Annotated in this window: 16 protein-coding genes; 11 read left to right on the top strand and 5 right to left on the bottom strand. The window is 54.1% G+C overall.

Going from position 1 to position 18,611, the window contains the following annotated elements; all coding sequences use genetic code 11:
* The first annotated feature begins 166 nt into the window (after window positions 1-166).
* The 6 genes from KDC22_RS18865 to KDC22_RS18840 all read left to right on the top strand — a co-directional run bounded on the left by KDC22_RS18865 (window position 167) and on the right by KDC22_RS18840 (window position 8,026).
* Complete coding sequence (locus KDC22_RS18865) at window positions 167-1,396, top strand: family 8 glycosyl hydrolase (RefSeq protein WP_211719992.1); 1,230 nt, start codon at window positions 167-169, stop codon at window positions 1,394-1,396.
* Between the two features lie 271 nt (window positions 1,397-1,667).
* Window positions 1,668-2,678 carry a 2-oxoacid:acceptor oxidoreductase family protein gene (locus tag KDC22_RS18860; protein WP_211724106.1) on the top strand — a complete coding sequence of 337 codons (1,011 nt, stop codon included), beginning with the start codon at window positions 1,668-1,670 and terminating at the stop codon, window positions 2,676-2,678.
* A 26-nt stretch (window positions 2,679-2,704) separates the two neighbouring features.
* Window positions 2,705-5,011 (top strand): thiamine pyrophosphate-dependent enzyme, encoded by a 2,307-nt coding sequence (locus KDC22_RS18855; RefSeq protein ID WP_211719991.1) that lies wholly within the window; start codon window positions 2,705-2,707, stop codon window positions 5,009-5,011.
* A 170-nt stretch (window positions 5,012-5,181) separates the two neighbouring features.
* Window positions 5,182-6,207 carry an ROK family transcriptional regulator gene (locus KDC22_RS18850; protein WP_211719990.1) on the top strand — a complete coding sequence of 342 codons (1,026 nt, stop codon included), beginning with the start codon at window positions 5,182-5,184 and terminating at the stop codon, window positions 6,205-6,207.
* 11 nt (window positions 6,208-6,218) lie between these two features.
* A complete protein-coding gene (locus KDC22_RS18845) occupies window positions 6,219-7,427 on the top strand; it encodes an MFS transporter (RefSeq protein ID WP_211719989.1) in 1,209 nt (402 codons plus the stop codon).
* Window positions 7,427-8,026, top strand: coding sequence for a DUF1349 domain-containing protein (locus KDC22_RS18840; RefSeq protein WP_211719988.1), 600 nt, complete (start codon window positions 7,427-7,429; stop codon window positions 8,024-8,026). The genes KDC22_RS18845 and KDC22_RS18840 overlap by 1 nt, the downstream gene beginning before the upstream one ends.
* A 108-nt stretch (window positions 8,027-8,134) precedes the next feature.
* Here the strand turns inward: KDC22_RS18840 and KDC22_RS18835 are convergent, their stop codons facing one another.
* Window positions 8,135-8,416, bottom strand: a complete 282-nt coding sequence (locus KDC22_RS18835) for a hypothetical protein (protein ID WP_246552749.1) — start codon at window positions 8,414-8,416, stop codon at window positions 8,135-8,137.
* Between the two features lie 45 nt (window positions 8,417-8,461).
* A complete protein-coding gene (locus KDC22_RS18830; protein ID WP_211724105.1) occupies window positions 8,462-8,977 on the bottom strand; it encodes a MogA/MoaB family molybdenum cofactor biosynthesis protein in 516 nt (171 codons plus the stop codon).
* Window positions 8,978-9,159: 182 nt separating this feature from the next.
* Between KDC22_RS18830 and KDC22_RS18825 the strand changes: the two genes are divergently transcribed.
* From KDC22_RS18825 to KDC22_RS18805, 5 genes are all read left to right on the top strand, one after another.
* Window positions 9,160-10,158, top strand: coding sequence for a CobW family GTP-binding protein (locus KDC22_RS18825; RefSeq protein WP_211719987.1), 999 nt, complete (start codon window positions 9,160-9,162; stop codon window positions 10,156-10,158).
* 97 nt (window positions 10,159-10,255) lie between these two features.
* The gene (locus KDC22_RS18820) at window positions 10,256-10,603 is read left to right on the top strand and encodes a four-helix bundle copper-binding protein (protein ID WP_173133607.1); all 348 of its coding nucleotides are present in this window, start codon (window positions 10,256-10,258) and stop codon (window positions 10,601-10,603) included.
* Window positions 10,604-10,909: 306 nt separating this feature from the next.
* A complete protein-coding gene (locus tag KDC22_RS18815; RefSeq protein WP_173133610.1) occupies window positions 10,910-11,770 on the top strand; it encodes an ATP-binding cassette domain-containing protein in 861 nt (286 codons plus the stop codon).
* Window positions 11,767-12,477: a hypothetical protein gene (locus KDC22_RS18810; RefSeq protein WP_211719986.1), complete on the top strand. Its 711-nt coding sequence runs from the start codon at window positions 11,767-11,769 to the stop codon at window positions 12,475-12,477. The genes KDC22_RS18815 and KDC22_RS18810 overlap by 4 nt, the downstream gene beginning before the upstream one ends.
* A gap of 48 nt (window positions 12,478-12,525) precedes the next feature.
* Entirely contained in the window at window positions 12,526-12,990 is a 465-nt protein-coding gene (locus KDC22_RS18805; RefSeq protein ID WP_173133616.1) for a hypothetical protein, read from the top strand.
* A 102-nt stretch (window positions 12,991-13,092) separates the two neighbouring features.
* Here KDC22_RS18805 and KDC22_RS18800 read toward each other — a convergent pair whose 3' ends face one another.
* From KDC22_RS18800 to KDC22_RS18790, 3 genes are all read right to left on the bottom strand, one after another.
* Complete coding sequence (locus KDC22_RS18800) at window positions 13,093-14,397, bottom strand: DNA glycosylase AlkZ-like family protein (RefSeq protein WP_246552747.1); 1,305 nt, start codon at window positions 14,395-14,397, stop codon at window positions 13,093-13,095.
* Window positions 14,398-14,527: 130 nt separating this feature from the next.
* Entirely contained in the window at window positions 14,528-16,621 is a 2,094-nt protein-coding gene (locus KDC22_RS18795; protein WP_281424894.1) for an ABC transporter ATP-binding protein, read from the bottom strand.
* A gap of 22 nt (window positions 16,622-16,643) precedes the next feature.
* Window positions 16,644-18,392, bottom strand: coding sequence for an ABC transporter ATP-binding protein (locus tag KDC22_RS18790; RefSeq protein WP_173133622.1), 1,749 nt, complete (start codon window positions 18,390-18,392; stop codon window positions 16,644-16,646).
* Between the last annotated feature and the right edge of the window lie 219 nt (window positions 18,393-18,611).

Raw genomic sequence — 18,611 nt, 5'->3', positions numbered from 1 at the left:
CATGATAGGGAGAGGATTCAGCAGCATACGACGGGACCATCTGCTCATTGACAGAAAGCCGCTGGAATAATATATTAAATGTGTTCATATTTACAAATATGGAAGAAAGAGTTCGAATCTTGCAATTCTCTGCCTGATCCACCAACCAACGAGGAGTGAATGGGTTATGAACAAGCAAGGTAAGCGCAAGCTGCACTGGACAAGTCTGATGCTTCTATGTTTGGCTGTCTTCATCCTGCCCGCCGGGTCTGCATTCGCCGCCGTGAACAAGCCGTTCCCGCAGCATACGACCTATACAAGCGGAACCATCAAGCCGAATCATGTAACACAAACCGTACTGGATAATGCTGTGAAGACCAAATGGGATGCCTGGAAGGGGACCTACCTCAAACCGGCCGGAACCGGCAAATATTATGTTAAATATAATTCAGCCGGGGAGACGGTATCTGAAGCGCAGGGTTACGGGATGCTGTTCACCGTCTTAATGGCCGGTTATGAACCGAATGCGCAAACCTATTATAATGGACTCTATAATTATTACAAGGCGCACCCCAGCTCCATTAATCCGTACCTGATGTCCTGGAAACAGAACAGCAGCTTCCAGAATGTCGAAGGCGAGAATTCGGCCACAGACGGTGACATGGATATTGCCTACTCCCTGCTGCTCGCCCACAGACAATGGGGAAGCAGCGGAACCGTTAATTATCAGCAGGCCGCCACCAATATCATCAACGCCATTATGAATAATGATATCAATCAGACCCAGTGGACGATCCGGCTTGGGGACTGGGCGAGCAGCGGCTCCTATAATACTGCCACCCGGCCTTCCGATTTCATGGTGAACCATTTCAAGGCTTTCCAGGCCGCTACAGGGGATGCCCGCTGGCAGAATGTAACGAACAAGACTTACACCTTAATCAACAGCCTCTATACCGGCTATAGCTCCACTACCGGTCTGCTCCCTGACTTCGTTGTCTATTCCAATAATACGTACAAACCTGCTGCGCCGAACTTCCTGGAGTCTGATAACGACGGGGATTATAACTATAATTCCTGCCGTATCCCATGGCGGATTACCACCGACTACTTGCTTACAGGGGATAATCGCGCCTTGTCCCAGCTTACTCAGCTGAACAACTGGATCAAGACCAAGACAAGCAATACGCCCGGTAATATCAAAGACGGCTATAAGCTGAACGGAACCACTTTTGGCAGCTATAACAGCGGCGCATTCTATGCTCCCTTTGGTGTCAGTGCTATGACCTCATCTGCGAACCAGAACTGGCTGAACTCCCTTTGGAACCATACCGCGGGTAGCGCAGCAGAGGATTATTATGAAGACAGTCTCAAGCTGTTCTCGATGATTGTGATGTCAGGCAACTGGTGGGCCTACTAAGCGTTATATAAGCTGAAGACGAGACTCCTTCCTTTACGGACAGGAGTTTCTTTCTTTTGGCAGCATGTACCTGTGATATATATCATTATTTCTGTGATCTTTTTAACATCTTAATTTTTAATTTTATTGCTAAATTAAGGATGACATTCATTTCACATCAAGTATGGAGAATGCAAGATATGTCACTTCGCAGCTTGCACAATCAAGTTACAATCGTTGAAAAAGTCAAAAGGATGTTATTCTTTTTGACCCAAAGAAAGGGGTTATGTCGGTGGTACAATTGCCAATAGTAAATGAGCTCGGATTCTTTGAGATTCGTCTTGAATCCATTGGAGGCCTGGGAGCGAATCTCGCAGGCAAAATGCTGGCGGAAGCGGGAGTAGTCGGCGCAGGACTGAATGGCGTCAGCTTCTCATCGTATGGTTCGGAGAAGAAGGGGTCTGCGGTTAAGGCACATATCCGTTTTTGCGATATGAACACCCATATCCGTGATACCTCCCCGGTAGAGCGTCCGCATGTAGTAGGCGTATTTCATGAAGCACTTGCCAAGACCGTAAATGTAACCAGCGGAATTCATGAACACAGCACCGTTCTTGTGAACTCGGCCAAGACGCCGGAAGAACTCAGAGAGCTGCTGAAGGTGAAGGCCGGTACGATCGCAGTAATTGATGCTACCAGCATTGCGCTCCAAGAAAAGAACCGGGTCAACATGGCGATGCTCGGCGCGCTGTTCCGGCTCTGCCCGTTCCTGGATACGGATATTATGAAGGGCGTTATTGAGAAGTCCCTCGGCAAAAAATATCCGCAGGCCGTTCAGTCAGCCATTACGACCTTTGAACGTGGCTACAATGAAGTGAAATTCATGCAGTTCGAGCTGGCTGCCGGTGACAGTATGCCGCTATATGTGCGTTCCGATATCTCGGCGCTGGGGTATGAGACTCAGCCGATGGGCGGAACGATCACCAATCCGGGCGGCAGCTTCCTGAAGAATCTCAGCATCTCCCGTTCCGGTATGCTTCCGGTCTTCGAGATAGAGACCTGTATCAACTGTGCGCAGTGTGACACGGTATGTCCTGACCAGTGCTTCGTGTGGGAAGAGCGTCCGGACCGCAAGGGCCGTCCGCAGATGTTCCTGCTTGGTATTGACTACCAGTACTGCAAAGGCTGTCTGAAATGTATCGGTGCCTGCCCGACCTCGGCATTATCCAGCATGAGAGAGAAGGAAGGCTTCGCAGACAGTCATAGCGTGAAGCATCAGTTCGATCTGGTAACTCCAGTCTAATATCCGGAAGAGAGGTGGAATGAATTGTGGCTATTGATTATGAAAAAGAAGTAGGCTCCGCCAAGGTAGAGCAGAAATTCCTGTATGAGTCCGGCAATGAAATGGCTGCCTATGCTGCCCATCAGATTAACTATCATGTCATGGGATATTTCCCGATCTCCCCATCGACAGAGGTTGCCCAGTTCCTCGATACGATGAAAGCCAGCGGCCAGCACGATATTATGCTGGTGCCTTCCGACGGCGAGCACAGCTCCGCAGGGATATGCTACGGCGCGTCCACAGCGGGCGGCCGGGTGTTCAATGCAACCAGCGCCCAGGGTTATATGTTCATGCTGGAGCAGCTGCCTGTACAAGCAGGTACGCGGATGCCTATGGTCATGAACCTGGTCTGCCGTTCGATTTCGGGACCGCTCAACATTCACGGTGACCATTCGGACCTGTATTTCGCTCTGAATACCGGCTGGCCGATCCTGATGTGCCGTGATCCGCAGTCGGTCTATGATATGAACCTGATGGCGCTGAAGCTGGCGGAGCATGCCAAGGTCCGCCTGCCGGTGATGGTTGCTTCTGACGGTTATTTTACTTCGCACCAGAAGCGCCGTGTGCAGGCTTTTGCCCACCGCGAGGATGTTCACAAGTTCGTTGGCGAACAACCGCCTGCAGGCTTCACAGATACCCTGGACCGTAACAATCCGGTAACTGTGGGACCTTACATGAACGAACCGGATTACATCAACAACCGCTACCAGCAGTCTGTTGCCATGTACAATGCCGGTGAAGTCTTTGAAGAGATTGCCGAGGAATTCGCGGTATTGACCGGACGCCGCTATGAGATGATCGAGCAGTACCGGATGGAGGATGCCGATGTAGCCGTCTTCCTGATGAACTCCGCTTCGGAGATTATCAAGGATGTGGTCGACCAGCTCCGCGAGCAGGGAATCAAGGCGGGCGCAATCTCCCCGAACATGATCCGCCCGTTCCCGCAGAAGCAGATTGCCGAAGCGCTGAAGCATGTCAAAGCGATCACTGTAGGTGACCGTGCGGATTCCGTCGGCGGACACGGCGGCAACATGGTTAACGAGATTAAGGCCGCACTGTTCACTTACGGCAACACAACCACTAAGGTCATTAGCCGGATCTATGGACTGGGCGGTAAAGACTTCTATGCAGAAGACGGGCACCACTTCTTCCAGCTGGCTATGGATGCAGTCGTAGCGGACCGGGTAGAGATTCCGTTTGACTACTATGGTCATAATCCGGGAGCGCCGGAGAACGCGCCTAAGCGTCTGCTGAAGCCGATGAATTTCGATCTGCTGAAGACCGGCCTGATCACCGTGAGCAAGAATGAAGAGACCGGGAAGCTGAGTGTACGGGTTCCGCCGGTGCGCTCCCTGATGAAGAAGCCAAGACGTCTGTCCCCTGGACACGGCGCATGTCCGGGCTGCGGGATTTTCTCCGGCCTGGAGCTGTTCTTCAAAGGCATTGAGGGGGATATCGTCGCACTCTACCACACAGGCTGCGCCATGGTTACCACTACCGGCTATCCGTATTCCTCCCATAAATCGACGTTCATCCACAACCTCTTCCAGAACGGTGCAGCCACCCTGTCCGGTGTGGTTGAGATGTTCTGGGAACGCAAACGCCGCGGCGAGCTTGACGGTCTGGGCCTGAAGGAGGACTTCACCTTCGTGATGGTGACCGGCGACGGCGGTATGGACATTGGTATGGGACCAGCCATCGGAGCAGCGCTGCGCGGGCACAAGATGATCATCGTGGAGTACGATAACGAGGGCTACATGAATACGGGGGCACAGCAGTCGTACTCCACTCCGCTGGGACACCGTACTTCAACCTCAAGCATCGGCAAAACCCAGCAGGGAAAGCTGACCCAGCATAAGGATACCGCGCAGATTATGGCGGCTACCAATATCCCTTATGTCTTCACAGGCTGTGAAGCTTATCCGCAGGATATGCTGAAGAAGGCCGCCAAAGCCCAGTGGTATGCACAGAATGAGGGCCTGGTGTACGGCAAGATTCTGATTGCCTGTCCGCTCAACTGGATGAGCGAGGACAAGGACGGGACGGATATCGTATCCCTGGCCGTTGAATCCTGCTTTTTCCCGCTCTATGAAGTGGAGCAGGGCATAACCAACATTACGTACAATCCGGAAGACAAGGATAAGCGCGTTGAAGTATCCGCCTGGCTGAAGACGATGGGCAAAACCCGTCACCTGCTGAAGCCGGAGAACGAACCGGCCCTGCGCAGCTTCGAGGGTGAAGTACAGCGCCGCTGGAGCCGTCTCAAAGCGAAACACGAGCATCCGGGTCTATAAGGCTTAACCGGAGCATCACTATAATAAGCAATCGTATCTATCCGCCCGGCAGAGATTCTCTGCCGGGCTATTTGCTGTTGTGGAGATCTGCCGGTCAATAATGGTACCTCAAAAATAACTATTTATTAAAACACTTTTATAAAGTATTATAATAACGAGGTGGAAAGCAGATGAAGAAAATTGGCGGCAATGCAGTGGTGATGCGCGAGGTAAATAGCAATCTGGTGCGGCAGGTGCTGAAGGAACACGGGCAAGCGACCAAACGGCAGATTGCCGATAGCTGCGGTCTTAGTGTCGTTACGGTTGGAACCGTACTGCAGATTCTGGAGGCGCAGAATGAGGTGCTGCCGGGAGAACTCATGGCTTCAAGCGGCGGGAGACCGGCCCAGCAGTACATATACAATGACGAATACGCGCTGGCGCTGATCTTGTTCACCCATGAAGAGCAGGGTGTGATTGCTATTCACAGAACGGTCGTCACGCTTACCGGCCGCAAGCTGCTGGAGGACAGCATAGAGGTCTCAGGGGTGGACCTGGCGGTCTTTGAAGCGGTTATCGACCGCTCGCTGGAGCTGTACTCCTCCATACAGGCCATCGGACTGGGGCTGCCCGGCTCGGAAGTGGACGGCATCCTGGCGGTATCCGATTACGAAGCGCTGCGCGGAGTAGCGGTGGCCGAGCATTTCCGGCAGCGTTACGGCAAACCTGTAATCATAGAGAATGACGTTAACGCAGCCGTTATCGGTTATTGCCGCCGGATGAAGGAGGAGGCAGCTTCGGTTATTTATCTGTATTTCCCGGACCGCTATCCGCCGGGGGCCGGGATATTCATCGGCGGCAAGCTGTACAAGGGAAAACGCGGCTTCGCCGGAGAGGTGGCCAACATTCCGCTCGGTCTTCCTTGGGGAGACAGCGGACTTATGGCATCCTTCGGCCAGCTTGCCGATGCAATTGCCAAGCTGGCCGTGGCTGTCAGCAGTGTTCTGAATCCGGATATTGTGGTGCTGTACGGCAGCTTCCTGCACGAAGAACTTCTTGAGGCGGTGGAGGGCAACTGCAAGAGCTTGCTGCCTGCCCCTGCCATTCCACAGGTAAGAAGGTCCAATGATTTCGCCGCTGACTATATTCAGGGCATGATTGTTCAGACGCTGGGGACATTGGAGCAAAGACTGTTTTTAACGAAAATTGAAGGTTAGGCGGGGGAAACATGGCAACGGTATTTTTAATTATCATTTATTTGGCCTTCATCAGCTTGGGGCTGCCGGATTCAATGCTGGGCGCAGCCTGGCCGATTATCAGACTTGATTTCGGGGCGCCGGTGGAGACAGCCGGACTCCTGTCGATGATTGTGGTCGCGGGGACCATTATATCAAGCTTGGCGAGCGGCATGGTGCTGAAGCGGCTTGGCACGGGAATGGTTACTTTTATCAGTGTGGCAGTAACCGCCCTGGCCCTGCTCGGCTTCTCTTATTCCTCTTCGGTCCTCTGGGTGGCTGTGCTTGCCCTGCCGCTGGGGCTTGGGGCCGGTTCTATTGATACAGGGCTGAACAACTATGTGGCTACCCATTACAAGGCGCATCATATGAGCTGGCTGCACTGCTTCTGGGGAATCGGGGCGATGCTCGGGCCGATCCTGATGTCGCGTTACATTGCGAACGGGGAATCCTGGAGAACGGGATATTTTGCCGTAAGTATGATTCAGTTTGCGCTTGTGGTGCTGCTGTTCTTCAGTCTGCCGCTGTGGAAAAAGGCAGGTAAGAGCAGCAGCACCCAAGCTGCGGAAACGCTGGCCGAGGTTGACTCAGGGCCGGGTGCCGTCCCTGCTGCGGGGAATGTGCTGCGGATCAAGGGCGTGAAGCTGGCGATGATTACCTTCCTGTTCTATTGCGGAGTAGAAGCAACAGTGGGGCTGTGGGGCAGCAGTTATCTGGTTAATGTCAAGGGGATAGCGCCGGCAACGGCGGCCGGATGGGTCTCGCTCTATTACGGCGGAATCACGGCCGGGCGGCTGATCACCGGCTTCATCACCTTCAGATTCAGCAACCGTACCCTGATCCGCGGCGGGCTGGTGATTTCCATGGCGGGTGCGCTGCTGCTGGCTTTGCCGCTTCCGGCTGTCTTTTCGCTGGTTGCTTTTATTCTGATAGGACTGGGCTCGGCACCGATCTTCCCCTGTATGCTTCATGAGACCCCGGCCCGGTTCGGGCAGGAGAATTCTCAGAGAATTATGGGTTATCAGATGGCTCTGGCGTATACCGGCGGTGCGTTTCTGCCTCCGCTGCTTGGCTGGGCGGCGGCACGCAGCACCTTCATGATTCTTCCGCCGGTAATGATTGGGTATATTATACTTATGATGCTGAGTTCAGAGCAGATCAACCGTATGATGAACAAACGACAAGAAGAGGTGAGCCTGTAATGAGATTCATCGAGTGGCAGAATGGAGTATGGAGTCATGAGCCGGTATCCAGTGTGGCCCTGGCGGATCAGCTGGTGGCGGAAGCCGTGGAGGGCAGTGATTATTGGCAAAAGACGATGTACGGCTTCCAGCATGACAACGGTCATGCGCTGCTTGCTCCCTGGGAGAGAGAGGAGGCGATGGAGGTCAGCTTCACGCTGGACGGGTTCACGGAACTCTATGACCAGGCAGGTATTATGCTGTGGCACAGCGAGGACCAGTGGATCAAAGCCGGGATCGAGCTGAATGACGGTGTCCCGCATGTGGGTGCAGTGGTCACTGACGGTTACTCTGACTGGTCGCTGTCTCCTGTCCCCGAATGGGCGGGGGAGGAGATCACCCTGCGGGCTTCGCGGATGAAGGACGCGGTGATCCTCAGGGCGAGAACCGGGAATCATCCATGGCGGACGATCCGGGTCGCCCGGTTTCCCTATGAGACCGGCAGCCAGGCCGGGCCGTTCCTGTGCGCTCCGACGCGGGCAGGCTTTCAGGTCACCTTCACCCGCTGGGCGGCTTCCGCACCTGATATAGATGTCCATACAGACCCGCCTGTGCGGTAGAAGAATATTATATGCTCAAAAAAGGCAAAACCACCGTCCGCGCCTGTATGAAACGCGCAGCGGTGGTTTTGCCTTTTTCAGTTATCTATCCTAAGGGACAGAGGCAGATTATCTTCTTCTGCTGCGCACCATTGCGGTAGGACCGCACATTTCATCCCGGACGGAACAAGTGTAGATATGGTGAGGGACCGGAACACAGTGGTGGCGTCTGACGACCTCGACATGGTGGACTACCTGGACCACCTGGGGATGATAGTAATCTTCATAGACAACCTGTGTAGGATCTGTAACCGTTTCAACAGGACATTTCGGACAGTTTCTCATGACACTCAGCTCCTTCGTATTGGACTTATGCCAGTATACGCAGGATACAGGAGCCTGCTTGTTCATTCGTCTATATTCTTGAATAAATAGGTATCCGGCTATAACGGTCCTTCAGGACCTCTTGTAGATCTCCCGCATGACATGGCGCAGCTCGGGCAGAATCAGCCGTTCCATAGCCAGCTTGATCGCCCCTGTCGAGCCGGGCATGGAGAAGACGGCGGTGCTGCCGATCGTCCCGGCAATCGCCCGGCTGAGCATGGCGGCAGAGCCGATATCCTCGGTGAAGCTGAGCAGCCGGAAGATCTCCCCGAAGCCCGGCAGCGACTTGTCCAGCAGGGAGGCTACCGCCTCATAGGTAGTGTCGCGGGGCGATATGCCTGTCCCTCCGGTCAGAAGTACGGCCTCTATGCCGGAATGGACGGAGTTTTTGTAGACCAGCTCACGGATATCCTCATAATCATCCTTGACGATGGTATGGCCGATCACGGTATACCCTGCACCTTCCAGCAGACTCCGGATCAGCGGTCCTCCGGTATCCGTCTCCAAAGTCCGTGTGTCCGAGACCGTAATGATGTAACAAGCTACTGAGTCCGGGGCTTCGCTCCGGTGTTCTTCAACGGAAGATATACGAACCAGCTCCTTCTGAATAGGGTGAACAGCTTATAACCCCCATGATAGGGGATGGAACCGGCAATGACAAGTTCCGGGCCCACTCCGCAACATGCTTCTCAGGCAGGGCCGCCTTGCACAGAGGCGATCATTGTAGTACACTCGCTACCATAACCGATTGAGGCAGGGAGAGAGAGAAATTGGAACAGTCATTACCAGTATATATATTGTCGGGTTTTCTCGGCAGCGGCAAGACCACACTACTGCAGCGTCTGCTGGATCATTGGACCCTTCAGGGCCTCCGGCCGGCGGTGATCATGAATGAGCTGGGCGAGGTGAATCTGGATGGCCTGCTCGTAGAGCAGTCTGTACCGATGGCAGAGATGCTGGGCGGTTGTATCTGCTGTACGAGCCGCGGGGATCTAAGCACCGAGCTGACCACACTGGTCAAAAAAGAATCGCCGGATGTGGTCATCATCGAGGCCACTGGCGCCGCCAATCCGCTCGAGATTGTTGATGCGGTTACGGAGACTTCGCTGTATCAGCAAGTGGAGCTGAAGGGCCTGATTACCGTCGTTGATGCTGCCCATCTTCTGGAGCTGTACCGCTCCCAGCAAGGGGCTACCTACCGCCTGATGCAGGAGCAGATCCGCTGCGCATCTGTCCTGATCCTGAACAAGACGGACCGGATTGAGGCGGAGGAGATTGCCGAGATCTCGGAGGTGCTGCGCAAGTGGAATGCTTATGCGGAGATTCTGCCTGCGGTACGCTGTGAGCTGGAGCCTGAGCTTCTGCTGGGCAGTGTAGGCGGCGTTATCATGGAAGACCGGCCTGCGGATGAGGCGGTGGACGATGGTTCTGAGCGGCCGCTGCACTCTTCACATGATCATGTGATGGCTTATACGCATTATTTCAAGAATCCCGTGAACAGTGAGGAATTTGAACGGTTTGTGAAGGAGCTGCCGCGGGATGTGTACCGGGCCAAGGGGATCGTCACCTTCAATGATACCTCTAGCCGTTTTTTGTTCCAGTATGCTTACAGGGAAGCGGATTTCATGAAAATCACGCCTCAGGGTGAGGTGCCTGATGTTGCTGTATTTATCGGAGAGCATTTCTCGTCCGGTGAGCTCCGCACGGGGCTTCTACGGCTGGAGAAACGCCTGTTAACAAGACCGGCTGCGGTCAAAAGAAGCCTGTAGCTGAACGCTGCGGCTCTTCGCAAATCATGGTTCGTTCTTATTCTTGCAGGTTAATACATTGGCATACCCTATAATAATTGCAGGAGGTTGTAAGGCTATGACCCGAATTCAATATCAGGAATGCATTGATGCTTGTATGAAATGTATGGATGCCTGTAACTATAGCTATGTCTCAAGCCTGAAAGAATATGATCTGGCTGATCTGCGGGAGAGCATCCAGCTGGACCGTGAATGCGCAGACATCTGTTCCTACGCCATCCAGGCAATGACACGCAGAAGCCCGTTCGTGGCAGAAATCCTCAAGCTTTGCGCAGATATCTGTGACCGCTGTGCGGATACAAGCAGCAGACATCAGCATAACCATTGCCAGGAATGTATCAATGCCTGCCGAAATGCAGCCATGGCCTGCAGACTGGTCAGTGAAGCTGTTGAAGTATACGCCTGACATCTCCCTTTAGGACTTCCATATACGGAATCTGATACTTAACAAGAACCAGGGCGGCTGCGGATTCATTTCTGCATGGCTCTGGTTTTTTGCATAGGCGTGTGAATGGCGTGTGAATGGTATGATTCTGTGAAATTTAAAAGGAGAACAGGGGTCTTCCGGCGAATGTAGTTTTAGAAGAATATTCTGGCTGCTATTCCATGTGGCCATGGCCTTGCGCCAGTTGAAGGAGGCCTGGAAGTCACGAATGGATCACCGCTAATTACACTTACCCGGGGGACCAAGTTATATAGAGGCCGTCCGGTTGTGAATGACATATCTATGAGGGTCCGCCCCGGTACGGCTACGGCTCTGATCGGCCGGAATGGCTCGGGCAAGAGTACGCTGCTCTCCATACTCGCCGGGCTGGTGAGGTTGTCCTCTGGTGTACTTACAACTGGCCGTCCAGGGCTGACCACGGGTTATGCCCCTGAAGCATTTCCTGCTTTGAAACTAACGGCAGAAGACTACCTGCGCGGTATGGGCCGTATAGCTGGACTCTGCGAGGCGGCTGGAAGGTCCCGGGTAAGCGAACTGCTGGCAACCTTCGGCCTGGATTCGTTCCGCAGCCGGAAGCTGGCTGGCTTCTCCAAGGGAATGCTGCAGAAGGTTAATCTGATCCAGAGTCTGCTGATCCGGCCGCAGCTGCTGCTGCTGGATGAGCCGATGTCCGGACTGGACCTGCCGGCACAGCATACGCTTCTAGATTTGCTCCAGGAGCTGAAGAGAGAGGGGACCGCACTCGTCTTCTCTGTACACGAGCCGCAGATCATTGAGGCCATGGCGGATGACTTATATGTTCTGCAGGAAGGGCAGATGCTGCGGACGATTCATGGAGCCGAGAATCTGCGGAGTGCGCCTGCAGTATACATTGTCTACACAGAGTTGCACCCAGTGGCGCAGCAGGCAGTGAAGGCTGTGCCGGGAGTACGCACGATGCAGCCAGCGCCGGATTTATCAGGAATTTCCTGTACAGGATTGACTGTAGATCAGAAGATGTCAGATACCTGCCTCCAGCAGATTCTTGCCGCAGGCGGTTCCATAGTTTCGGTGAAGCCTCTTGGAGGATTGGGTGACCTGACCGAGTGGATGGACCCCAAGGATCAGATCGGGAGTGGACGCGGGTGAGAGGTCTAATCGGCTATTTTTTGCGCAGTTACAGTGTCTCGCAGCGGTTCTTCGGTCCGGTTGCCGGTATTGTGATTGCAGTATTAATCCTGTATTCCTATAAGCCGAATCCTGTCATGAACAGCTACTCGGCCACAGCAGTATTTCTATTCGTGGCCTGTGCCTGGCTCGGGTTAAGCTTCCTGAACCATGAGCATGCCGTGCAGAAGCAGGTGGTTATTGTCCAGCTCCGGAGTGCCCGCCGTTACAGCATCGGCGCTATTCTTACACTGGCCCTGCTAACCCTGCTGCTGGATCTCGTCATTGTTATGTATCCGAATATGAACGGAAGCTTCAATGAACCGGCCGGGCTTGGCCGGATCGTGCTTGCTTTTGCCGGACATGCTCTGCTTGGATGGTTAGGAATCACGCTCTCCCTCTATCTGCAGTCCTCGTGGGTACCCAAAGCCAGCTACGCCGCGGGAATGATGCTCATCCTCATCGTTCTGTCCATTAGCGCCAGCAAAGTGGCTGAGCTGGTGCCCGGACCCATTGTAGGTGTGCTCCTGCCGCCGGTATTCCCGGTAATGGACGCGATGATGAATGCAGATGCGCTGCCGGTGTTGTCCGTGCTTCGCACCTATGCCCACGCGTTGGTATACATATTATTGCTGGCCGGATTCTATATTTATCGTTCGGGCCGCATGGATTATAACCGGACCACATGAGATTCAATCTATACAGCACAAATAACCAGATCAAGAACGGGAGGAACGATGAAGGATACACAACTACCGGAGAGTGAACAATCCAAAGAGCTTTTTGCTTATTTCGGGCTGGCCGTCTATTATTGCCAGGCGCTGGAACAGCAATTGACGAATCTGCTGCTGCTGACGAAGCTGTCGCAGGGCAAGATGCCAACAGATGCCGAAATCGCGGAACTATACCAACGTAAGCTTAGCAATTCACTCGGCCAACTCATCAAAGAAATCCAGCATCACTTCCCATTCTCTGAGGAAGAGACCAGTCAATTACAGGCCGTATGGAAAGAACGCAATCATATTGTCCATGATTATTTCAAGGAGCGGATACAAGAGACCTTCACACCGGCAGGAAGAGCCCATATGATCCGTGAATTGAAACGCTTCAAGAACAAGGCGAGCAGACTGGAGATCAAGCTGCAGGGTTATTGTACGGAGATGTACAGCAAGCTGGGACTTGAAGAAGAGCAAATGCAATAAGAGCAAATCTAGTGAAAGATCAGAGCTATAGCTTCCGATCCTTAAGAGACTCCCTTCCCGCAGATGCCTTGCGGTGAAGGGAGTCTCTTAACGCCTGTGTATTCACGGGGATGCGGACAGCGCAGACTCAAGCTCCTGAAGCCCGCACGAGTGGACGACATCCGGCGCGAACCGGATACCGGATGCTCCGGTTGAACGTTGCAGGGAGGAGAAGGCTTGCGTCAGCGCAGGAAGCATTCCGTGCTCAAGTGCTTCTCCGGCTTCCCACCACCAGCGGGCGATGGTAAGGATTCCTGTCTTCTTATTCATCACCGGTTCCAGCCGCCCGATGAAGCGGTCGCCGTACAGGAGAGGAAGAACATAATATCCATATTCCCGCTCCAGCACCGGCTTATAGACCTCCCAGCGGTAATGAAAGCCGAACAGCTGGCGGATCAGCTCTCTGTCCCACAGCAGATTATCGAGCGGGGCAAGTGCCGCAGCGAAGGCAGCCGCTTGCGGATCACGGGCCTGTGGCCCGGACGGGGATTCGTCTGCACCCGCAGTGTCTTCCTCCAATAATAACGATTCAAGCTGTGGAGCATCTGCTGTGCGGATATACAGCGGGAGCTTGATATCCTCAATCCGCACCTCCCGGAGCTTATCCTTCAGCAGGAGGCGCTGCACGGCAGCCGTCCGCTCCTTGCTCTTCAGGTCGGCAATGCCGAGCCAGCCGTCCCCGGACCGGTTCCATTGCAGGCCGATGCTGCCAATCCGGCGAAGTACATACCAGTCATGATACTGGTCCGTCGTTACGTTGGGATCGTCTGTATGAAGCAGTTCCGGGGGCAGCAGCTTGGTCGTGTAGTCGTAATACCGGCGGGTATGCACCCGGTGATGGATGGATAACTCTCCCCGGAAATACATGCTCTCCATGGCAGCCCGGGAGAGTCTTGCCGGAGCCCAGGACCAGTCGATCTTCTCTTTGCTCGCAAGATCCAGCGAGGAGAGCGGCCCGCGTGCATCCAGCTCTTCGCGGACATGAGTAATCATAGCGGCCATAGCTTCATTGTTCTGATGCCGGAGCGCTGCCGCTTCCCGGAGCCGATGGAAATACGGCCAGTCTTCTGTACAGTAGATCGACATGTTCTTATCCCAGCCGTCAATCAGCAGTCTGTCCTTATAGAGCAGTTCAGAGGCCATCACCGGTGTGAAGCCGGGAATTCTGGCCTGCAGGACAAGCTCATGATTATGACCGGCTATGCTGAGCGGATCATACTGGATACAGCCCACATGACGGACGAAATCATAGATACTACTCTTGCCCTCCGGCAATCCACCCGCTACCAGGCGCTGATGGCGCAGGAGGAACAGCCGGGCTTGCCGCTTGCTGAGACTGTAGGTAATCATATCCGTCACCTCATCCATAATTATGTATTGTTCCTATTATACAGAACGAATGTTCTGATATCAAGCGAACAACACCCCCTGACGCAACATCGCATCAGGGGGTGTTGTTCATACAAGTGACCGGCGGCAGAGGCTGCCCGCCAGGAGGTTAGATCTGCTCCAGCGAAGGCCGGAGTCCGGCAGCAGCATCAGCGGATACAGGAGCAGAGGCAGGCTCTGTTGAGCCGTTCCCGGCACCGGCACCGAGCTGAAGCTGGTACATGCGGAAGTATCTGCCGCCCAGCGCCATCAGCTCATCATGACTGCCGCGTTCGACAATCTGGCCCCGGTGGAGCACCAGAATCTGATCCGCACTGCGGATCGTCGACAGGCGGTGGGCAATGATGAAGGTGGTCCGGCCTTTTTTCAGCACCTCCAGCGCCTGCTGGATCACGCTCTCAGTCTCGGTGTCAATATTGGATGTGGCCTCATCCAGAATCAGGATGGCCGGATCGAAGGACAACGCTCTGGCGAAGGAGATCAGCTGCCGCTGCCCGGCGGACAGGGTGCTTCCCTTCTCAATGACCGGTTCATCGAAGCCTTGCGGCAGATGGGCCAGTAATTTATCGGCTCCTACCTCGCGCAGAGCACGTTCGACGCGCTCACGGGAGATCCGTTCATCCCCCAGACTGACATTGGAGGCAATCGTTCCGGTGAAGAGGTAAGGGTCCTGCAGTACGATGCCCATATGACTGCGCAGCCACTGCTTCGGCAGATCTGTGACCTCCTGACCGTCAATCGTGATGCTTCCGCGCTGCGGGTCATAGAACCGGAACAGCAGATTAATGATGGAGCTTTTGCCTGAGCCGGTATGACCGACAAGGGCGACGGTTTCGCCAGGACGCGCCTCGAAGGAGATATCGCGCAGGACGAAGTCTTTTTTATAGGCAAAGGAGACATCCTTGAATACGACATTTCCCTTGTAACGCGGCATCGAACCATCGGTGACCGGCTCTCCCGGCTCATCCATAAGCGTGAACACACGGCCTGCGGAGACCATCGAGCTGTCGAGATTCGCAAGCTGGTTGACCATACCTGTGATGGGCTGGAACATCCGTCCCAGGACATCGACGAAGGCATAGAGTACGCCAAGCGATACGAAGGTGGAGCCATCCAGACTGCCGAAGCCGAAATACCACAGCACCAGCACGAAGGATAGACTGCGCAGGGAATTCACCAGATTGTGCGAGGTGAAGGCATTCAGGTTCAGCATTTTGTTCTGATATTTCAGATAATCATCATTCAATTGTTCGAATTCAGCGCTGCTCTGCTTCTGGCGGCGAAAAATCCGGATAATGGACATGCCCTGAATGGATTCGTTGATAATGGCGTTAATTTCACTTAGGCGTGAACGGATGATCGTATTGTATTTGGTTGCTATCTTGCGGTAGAGCACAATCCAGAGAATAATAATCGGCACGATGAACAGGCTGACCAGCCCCAGCTTCACATCCAGCAGGAACAGGGCCACATAGACACCGGCGATATTGATAATCCCTGTAGCGAAGTTGGATAACACGGCAATGAACAGGTCCTTGACCGCTTCCGTATCGTTGGTTACCCGGGAGACTACCTTGCCGGCGGGCAGATTATCGAAGAAATATACCGGCAGGCGCTGGATATGGGCGTATACATCGGTCCGCAGCTTACGGATGACCTGATTGGCGGACGATTGCAGCCAGTAGGTTTTGCCGAATTCCGCAATGATGGAGATGACCAGGAACATGGCGTATAGCGCCACTAGTTCATAGATTCCGGGCAGCTCGGGCTTATAAAAGGAGAACAGATCATCGGCCGACAGTCTGACGGCCGGATAGACCGTGGTCTGATCCCCGTATTTGATCTGGAGCTTCCCGTCCGCGAAGCTCCGCTCACCTTCGGCCTGCGGGACAGCTTCGTTGATGAAATAGAAGCTTCTGCCTGCCTGAAGCAGGCGGACTTCATGGCCCTTGGCTTCCGTAGGTTCGAAGCGGTCACCGCGTTTGTAGTAAGTGTTGTTATATTCAGCAGCTTCCTCCGGGGAGGCGGTCTGGAAATAAGGCTTCTCAATCGCCAGCAGGTGATTGTCGATCATGCTCTTGGCGATAAAAGGCCCTGCCAGCTCGGCCGCTACCCCGATGGTGAGGAGCAGAAGGGCTGCGATGAAGGTCTTTTTGGCGGTCAGTGCATATTGCAGCAGACGTTTGCCTGTACTCTGTGTCAACGGTGACACCTCCTGTGTATGGTTATTCATTCGTCAGGTTATTCTCCACCTGCTGGCGGTCGAACTGCTCGCGGTACCAGCCGTTCAGTTCCAGCAGCTCCTGGTGCGTACCCTGCTCTGTAATATGCCCGCCTTCGAGCACAACGATCAGATCGGCATGTTCGATCGCCGAGAGGCGGTGGGTGGAGATGAGCGTGGTTTTGCCGCTGCGCTCTTCGCGGATGTTCTCGATGATCTTCGCTTCGGTCCGCGCATCCACGGCAGACAGGGCATCATCGAGAATCAGAATATCGGGATTGGCGATGAAGGCTCTGGATATGGATACCCGCTGCTTCTGACCTCCGGAGAGGGATACGCCGCGTTCTCCAACCATTGTATCCAGCCCGTCGGACAAGGTGACGAGGTCATCCTGGAAGGCTGCGGCGGTAATTGCCTGCATGATACGCTCATCGCTCGCGCCGGCATGGCCGAACTGGATGTTCTCACGCACCGATTTGGAGAACAGAATCTGCTCCTGCGGTACATAGCCCATCCAGCTGTGCAGCTGATCCAGGGCAATCTGGCTGATCGGTACACCGGAGATCAGAATCTCGCCGGTACCAGCCGGATATTCATGAAGTAGTTGCTTCAGCAGCGTCGATTTGCCGCTGCCGGTCCGTCCGACCACGCCAAGGGTCTGGCCTTGGGACAGGGATAAGCTGACTCCGCTCAGATTGTCGATGGTAGAGGTCGGGTAACGGAAGGTTACATCTTTCAGTTCAATGGATGTTGGATTCGCCACGGCAACCGGATGAGCGGCATCCTTAACATCCGGTTTCGCATGCAGCGTCTCGTCGATCCGCTCAAGCGACGCACCGCCGCGCTGCATAATATTAATCAGCTCACCGATGGCGAACATCGGCCAGACGATCATCCCGAGATACATATTGAAGGAGACCAGATCCCCAAGAGTGATTTGATTGCGGAATACAAGGAAGATTCCGTAAGTCAATGCGATAATGTAGCTGAGGCCCACGCAGAAGCGGATGGTCGGCTCGAAGAAAGCATCGACCCGGGCTACAGCCATATTCTTGCGGTACACATCCTCAGTAATGTCAGAGAAGCGCTTCTCGTCATGCCGTTCCTGCACATAGGCACGGATCACGCGGATACCGGATACCGATTCCAGCACCTGGTCGTTCATGTCGCCGAAGGCGTCCTGTGCCAGACTGTACCGGTCATGAATGGCTTTGCCGTAGAAGACCATGGCAATTGCAATCAGCGGAAGCGGGATGACGGCGGCCAGCGTCAGCTTCCAGCTGACCAGGAAGCCCATGGCGAACAGGACAACCGTGAGATACACGGTCGAGTCGACCAGGGTAAGCATCCCGAAGCCCACAGTGGCGGATACCGCGCGGATATCATTGGTGGCGCGGGCCATCAGATCGCCGGTACGGTTACGCTCGAAGAAGGCGGGGGTCATGGTCATGAGATGATTCATGAAGCGCGAGCGCAGCAGACGCTCCACCAGATTCGATCCCCCAAACAGCTTGTGCATCCATATGTAGGTGATCCAATAAATAATCAGCAGCATAAGTACGATCATACCGATATATTTCATTAGTGAGCCTGCTGTGATAGCACCGCTGACAATATCGTCAATAGCGTTGCCCAGGAGGCGTGGAGGCAGCAGTTCCAGCACACCTACCACAATAAGGAGAATAAGGCCGATAGCATAGCGCCTTTTTTCCCGGCGGAAGAACCAGCCGAGGTTGCGAAGTACAGAGAACAAGGGAAATCCCTTCCTTTCGTGTTGAGAATAGTGGTTGGCCGGCTTGATTAACGGAACATTCTGGGTTATAAGGCAGCGGATCGCTCTCTCCAAGCATGCAAAAAAGCGTACCATCCGAAAACGGATGATACGCCTGTAATTACGACTATCATGTCCACGGTGCTTATAGGCAGCACAGAGACATGTAAGAGATACGTTTAGCCTGTTCTCATACGGCAC

This window comes from Paenibacillus tritici, from assembly GCF_018207515.1.
GTDB lineage: Bacteria > Bacillota > Bacilli > Paenibacillales > Paenibacillaceae > Paenibacillus_AQ > Paenibacillus_AQ tritici.
The sequence above is the reverse complement of the archived record's forward strand: the minus strand, read 5'-3'. Positions and strand labels throughout refer to the sequence as shown.